Here is a 5,928-nt window from a genome sequence, read left to right as displayed (position 1 = left end):
AGTCGAACCGACACGAGCTTTGAGGCTCGCTGGATTTTGAGTCCAGTGCGTCTACCAATTTCGCCACTTCGGCAATTGTAAATCTCTATTTTAAAATTATAGGTTAAGTAATATTTATTGTCAAGAGAACGAACGAATTAAAGGAAAGAAGAAAAGTTATGGAGAGCAGGAAGAAACTTATTTTAGTTGATGGACACGGAATACTCTACCGTACTTTTTATGCCTTACCCCAATTAACTACCTCTTCTGGTCAAATTGTTAATGCAGTTTATGGATTTACTATGATATTATCGAGGTTATTAGAAGAAGAAAAACCTGAATATATGATGATAGTTTTTGATACCCCGGTTCCAACTTTTCGGCATCAAGAGTTTAAAGAATATAAAGCTCATCGAAAGAAAATGCCTGATGAATTAATTAACCAAATTCCTCTTATTAAAGAAATTATTAATAATTATAATATTCCGATTTATTCCAAAGAGGGTTATGAAGCAGATGATATTATTGGTACTATAGCCAAAGAAGCAGAGGAAAGAAATTGTACTACGATTATCGTTACCGGAGATAAAGATGCTTTTCAACTAATTTCTCCACATACCCGGGTAATGACTACTATCAAGGGAGTAACTGAGGTAAAAATTTATGATGAAGAGAGTATCAGGAAAAAATATGGAGTAGACCCCGAGAAAATAGTAGATATTTTAGCTTTAAAGGGAGATCCTTCTGATAATATTCCGGGTGTTCCAGGTATAGGAGAAAAAACTGCCCTGGCTTTAATCAAAAAATTTGGTAGTTTAAAAGATATTTTAAATAATGTTGACCAAATTTCTAAAAAATCTTGGAGAGAAAAGATAAAGAAGTACAAAGATCAAATTCTAATGAGTAAAAGGTTAGCTACTATTGTAAGGGAAGTTCCTATAACCTATGATTTCGATGCTGCTAAGATTAAACCTCCAAATTATAAGGAATTGTGGGGAATATTTAAAAAATTGGAATTTAAAAATTTATTAAAAAAGATTGCACCTCAAATTAATCAAGAAAAAACTAATTTAAAATATAATTTGATTGATACGGAAGAAAAATTAACTGAGTTAACCAATAGAATTAAAGAAAATAAATATTTTTCTTTTTGTTTAATAAATTCTTCAGATGATGCTATCTTATCAAACATTTTAGGAATTGCCCTCAGCTTAAAAGATAATGAAATTTATTACCTCCCATTAGTTCCTTTAAATTTAATGGAAAATACAAAATGTCTTTCTACCGAATTAGTTTTAAGTCAATTACGGCCATTTTACGAAAATGAAAGGATTATTAAAATTAGCCATAACCTTAAATTTGATTTTATAGTGCTTCATAAATATAAGGTAGGATTAAGGGGTGATAATTTCGATATCATGATTGCTGCATATTTGCTAAATCCTTCTATGGAAAAGTATAATTTACGGATTTTATGCTGGGAATATTTAAAATATTTAAAAGATGAAGATAAAAAAAATCAGGGAAAAAAGGTCCAGAGTATAGAAGATACTTGTGAAGATGCTCGAAATATTTTAAGATTAAAAGATATTTTAGAAGAAAAAATGAAAGAAAAAAATTTAATTTCTTTATTTAAAGAAATAGAAATGCCTTTAGTGAAGATATTGGGGAAAATGGAAATTAATGGTTTTAAAGTTAATGTCGATGTTTTAAAAGAAATGTCCCAAAAAATGGATTTTCGGTTAAAAGAGTTAAAAGAAACTATTTGTAATTTAGCCGGAACTGAATTTAATATTAATTCTCCTAAACAGTTGAGTGTAATACTTTTTGAAAAATTAAAGCTACCTATCATTAAGAAGATAAAAACTGGTTATTCTACCAATGCTGAGGTACTTAATACTTTAGCTCCCCATCATAAAATTGTATCTTTCATCTTAGAATATAGAGAATTAGATAAATTAAAGAATACCTATATCGATAAATTACCTCTTTTAGTAAATAACCAAACTAAGAGGATACATACCTCTTTTCATCAAACGGCTACTTCTACTGGAAGATTGAGTAGTAGTGAACCAAACCTCCAAAACATTCCCATTAGAACTGAAATGGGTAGAGAAATTAGAAGGGCTTTTATTGCCGAGGAAGGGTTTATATTATTATCTGCAGATTATTCTCAGGTTGAATTGCGTATTTTAGCCCATCTATCCGGGGATGAAAGTTTAATTAATGCTTTTAAAAATGATGAAGATATTCATGTCCATACTGCCGCGGAGATATTTGGCCTTGACCAGGATATAATTAGCCAGCAGATGAGAAGAATGGCTAAAGTGATTAATTTTGGAATTATTTATGGAATGAGTAGTTACGGATTAGCACAAAATTTAGGAATAGAAAGAGAAGAGGCTGAAAAATATATTTATAATTATTTTTTAAGATATCAAGGAGTAAAAAGATATATTGAGAGAGAGAAAGAAGAGGCTAGAAAGAAGGGTTATATAATAACTCTATTAAAGAGAAGAAGATATTTAGAAGGGATAAACAGTGAAGATAAAAATATTCGTGAATTCAATGAAAGAATTGCCATTAATACCCCCATTCAAGGAAGTGCAGCTGATTTAATAAAAATAGCTATGCTTAAAATAAGCGAATCTTTTAAAAGGGAAAGCTTTAAAAGTAAACTACTACTTCAAATACACGATGAATTAATATTTGAGGTTTATAAACCAGAATTAGAAAAAGTTAAATCCATCATTAAAGATATTATGGAACATAGTTTAGAACTTTCTGTGCCTCTAAAAGTTAATTTAAAAGTTGGTGATAATTGGGCAGAGGTTAGCTAACTAATTTAGGGAGGAACCATGGCCTTGATTATTGGACTTACCGGTGGGATTGTAAGTGGTAAAAGTACGGTGGCTAGAATGTTTAAAGATTTAGGTGCTAAGATTGTTGATGCTGATAAACTTGGTCATCAGGTAATTTTACCTCCGGGAGCTGCCTGGAAAAGAATAATTAAAATATTTGGGAAAGATATTTTACAAAAAGACCAGACCATTAATAGGGAAAAATTAGGCAAAATAGTCTTTGCAAACCAAAATCTATTAAAAAAACTAAATAAAATTACTCATCCTGAAATAATAAAATTAATTAAAAAAGAAATAAGCTTGGCCAAAAATAATAGTAAAGAAGAAAAAAAAATATTAATTATAGATGCTGCTTTAATCTATGAAACTAAGATAGATAGATTAATGGATAAAATAATAGTAGTATATTTAGATGAAGAGAAACAACTCAAAAGATTAAAAAAAAGAAATAATTTAGCTGAAAAAGAAGCATTACAGAAAATTAAATCTCAAATACCCCTAAAAGAAAAAATTGAGAGAGCTGACTATGTGATAGATAATGATGATACGTTAGATAAAACGAGGAAACAAGTAGAAAAGATATGGGAGGAACTTATGTCTTTAGCAGATAGCGGGTAAAATTAATTAGTTGGTTAGTTAGTTACCTGGTTAGTTGGTTAAGAAAAAGAAGTCAGAAGCCAGAATAAAATAGTAGGGGCAGACCTTGTGTCTGCCCATAATATGTAATATGGTGTAGAGACACGATGCATCGTGCCCAAGGTAAGCAAAAGACAATAAAACAGGAAGGGCACAATTCCTGTCTGCGTGCCTACCTGACCTGTCTGCACCTGTCTGTGCTGGGCACCTGTCTGCGTGCAGGCTAACGCACAGGCAGAAAAATACACAACTACTCCCCCCCCTGTCATTCCCGCGAAAGCGGGAATCCAGGGGTAAAATATAAGAAAAGTAAGATGGATTCCCATTTCCACCTGCCTGTGCGGCAGACAGGTGGGAATGACATAAAGAGATAAGAAATGACCTTAAAAATTTATTAAAAAAATAGGTAGCATGTTATCTAAAATGATTTAATCCTATACGCTATACGTTATACGTTATACGCAATACGAAAGAAGGTGAAGTTATTATGAATCTGGCTAAAATTATAAAAACTGCTCGAGGTGATAAAAAAGCTGATTTATTATTAAAAAATGGAAAGATAATAAATGTTTTTTCGGGAGAAATATACCCTAATGATGTGGCAATTTATAAAGATATGATTGTAGGTATAGGAGAAGGATATAGTGCAGATAGGGAAATTGATATCTCTGATTGCTATTTATCTCCTGGATTTATTGATGGACATATTCACTTAGAAAGCTCCATGGTAAAAATTTCGGAATTTGCTAAAACGGTAGTACCCTTAGGGACGACTTCAGTAATTATAGACCCTCATGAAATTGCCAATGTTTTAGGTTTAGAAGGTATTCGGTATATGTTAGAATCCAGTAAATACAACCCTTTAAATATTTTTATGATGCTACCTTCTTGTGTTCCTGCTTCATCATTAGGTACTTCAGGAGCAAGTATAAGTGTCAATGATTTATATCCCCTTTTAGATGAAAAATGGGTTTTAGGATTAGGAGAGATGATGAATTTCTCAGGAGTTTTAAATCAAATCCCTGAAGTTTTAGATAAAATAAAAATCTTTTCCCCTAAATGTATCGATGGTCATGCCCCTAATTTGTCCGGTAAAGATTTATGTGCTTATATATCTGCTCAAATAAGATCTGATCATGAGTGCACTACCGTAAAAGAAGCTCAAGAAAAATTGAGATTAGGTATGTATATTATGTTAAGAGAAGGTTCTGTTACTCGGAATCTAAAAGATCTTTTACCTCTTCTTAATTCAAATAATTCTAGAAGGTGTTTCTTTTGTTGTGATGATAGACATCCCAAGGATTTAATAGAAGAAGGGCATATTAATTATTTAATAAAAACTGCTATAAAAAATGGTATTGACCCGATTACAGCTATAAGAATGGCTACTCTTAATACCACCGAATATTTCAGATTAAGGAACTTGGGAGCAATTGCTCCAGGTTATACTGCTAATTTAGTTGTTTTTGATAATTTTAAAGATTTTAACATCCTAAAAGTTTTTTATAATGGAAAATTAGTAGCAAAAAATGGGGAATTATTAGAGTTAAACCCCAAACCATTGGAAGTCCCTATTAGGGGGTCAGTTAATATTAAATGGCTTTACCCTAAAGATTTTAAGATTCGAGTTAAAGGAAACAAATGCCGAATTATAGAAGTTATACCAGGTCAGATCATAACTAAAAGTAGTATAGACCTTCCTAAAGTTGAAGATAACTGGGTAATTTCTGATACTGAGCGGGATATTTTAAAAGTTGCAGTAATAGAGAGGCATCATGCTATAAAAAAAGTAAGTGTGGGTTTAGTTAAGGGAATTGGACTTAAAAAAGGTGCACTGGGTTCATCCGTTGCTCATGATTCCCATAATATTATAATTGTAGGAACTAACGATAAAGATATGCTAAACGTAGGGGCAGCTATTGCTAAGATGGGAGGTGGATTAGCCATATCTAGAGATGAAGAAATAATAGATTCACTACCCTTACCCATTGCTGGTTTGATGTCAGATAGACCCCTCTTGGAAGTGAAAGAAAATTTAGATTCCCTTTATAAAACTTCAAAGAGTTTGGGGGTTACGATGGATAATCCTTTTATGAGTATTGCCTTTTTATCTTTAGAAGTAGCTCCTCATCTTAAAATAACTAATAAAGGTTTGGTAGATGTTGATAATTCTAAAATTGTAGATTTATTTTTAGATTAAGCTGAATAACCAATTAAATTAGTCGTCAGTGAATAGTCGTTAGTTTAAATGCAGTTTTTCAGATTTAAATTATCGGTGTATAGCTAAAAACTTAAAGCTACCTGTCTGCGTGCGTACACGCACAGGCAGGCACGCACAGGCAGAAAAGCGAAAAACTTCAAGGCAAAACTCAAAATTTAAAACTTTTATAATAAAGTATTGCTATTAATGTAGGGGTCGGATTTATCCGACCCGAGTTGCTTTGATAATTTT

3 protein-coding genes are annotated in these 5,928 nt (G+C 31.7%); all 3 read left to right on the top strand.

What is annotated here, in order from left to right:
- Window positions 1-158: 158 nt before the first annotated feature.
- On the top strand, window positions 159-2,819 hold the full coding sequence (polA, locus tag COZ07_RS00235; RefSeq protein WP_406606614.1) for a DNA polymerase I: 2,661 nt from the start codon (window positions 159-161) through the stop codon (window positions 2,817-2,819).
- 18 nt (window positions 2,820-2,837) lie between these two features.
- A complete protein-coding gene (gene coaE / locus COZ07_RS00230) occupies window positions 2,838-3,458 on the top strand; it encodes a dephospho-CoA kinase (RefSeq protein WP_406606613.1) in 621 nt (206 codons plus the stop codon).
- Window positions 3,459-3,963: 505 nt separating this feature from the next.
- Window positions 3,964-5,676: an adenine deaminase gene (ade, locus tag COZ07_RS00225; protein ID WP_406606612.1), complete on the top strand. Its 1,713-nt coding sequence runs from the start codon at window positions 3,964-3,966 to the stop codon at window positions 5,674-5,676.
- Window positions 5,677-5,928: the final 252 nt, after the last annotated feature.

Source organism: Candidatus Infernicultor aquiphilus, from assembly GCF_002784285.1.
Lineage (GTDB): Bacteria > Atribacterota > Phoenicimicrobiia > Phoenicimicrobiales > Phoenicimicrobiaceae > Infernicultor > Infernicultor aquiphilus.
Note: the sequence above shows the minus strand (reverse complement) of the source record. Positions and strands in the feature narration are given on the sequence as shown.

Excerpts from the sequence above, each read along its gene's own strand:
- polA (WP_406606614.1), top strand. The coding sequence starts at position 159 with ATGGAGAGCAGGAAGAAACTTATTTTAGTTGATGGACACGGAATACTC.
- coaE (WP_406606613.1), top strand. The coding sequence starts at position 2,838 with ATGGCCTTGATTATTGGACTTACCGGTGGGATTGTAAGTGGTAAAAGT.
- ade (WP_406606612.1), top strand. The coding sequence starts at position 3,964 with ATGAATCTGGCTAAAATTATAAAAACTGCTCGAGGTGATAAAAAAGCT.